At 49.1% G+C, this 214-nt stretch carries 2 tRNA genes; both read left to right on the forward strand.

Going from position 1 to position 214, the window contains the following annotated elements:
* The first annotated feature begins 17 nt into the window (after positions 1 to 17).
* Positions 18 to 93, forward strand: a tRNA-Lys gene (locus EXZ60_RS19190).
* Positions 94 to 124: 31 nt separating this feature from the next.
* A tRNA-Val gene (locus EXZ60_RS19195) sits at positions 125 to 200 on the forward strand.
* Positions 201 to 214 lie beyond the last annotated feature (14 nt).

The following is a 214-nucleotide window of genomic DNA, read 5'->3' on the forward strand; positions in this document are numbered from 1 at the left end:
TCCGTTGTGAAGTAAAGGGGTCGTTAGCTCAGTTGGTAGAGCAGTTGACTTTTAATCAATTGGTCGCAGGTTCGAATCCTGCACGACCCACCATTTCTTCCACAAGAAATGTGAAAAAACATGTGGGCGATTAGCTCAGTTGGGAGAGCACCTGCCTTACAAGCAGGGGGTCACTGGTTCGAACCCGGTATCGCCCACCACTCTCTAAGGATTT

It is taken from the genome of Vibrio sp. 1151_11 (genome assembly GCF_029478525.1).
In the GTDB taxonomy this organism is placed as follows: Bacteria; Pseudomonadota; Gammaproteobacteria; order Enterobacterales; family Vibrionaceae; genus Vibrio; species Vibrio anguillarum.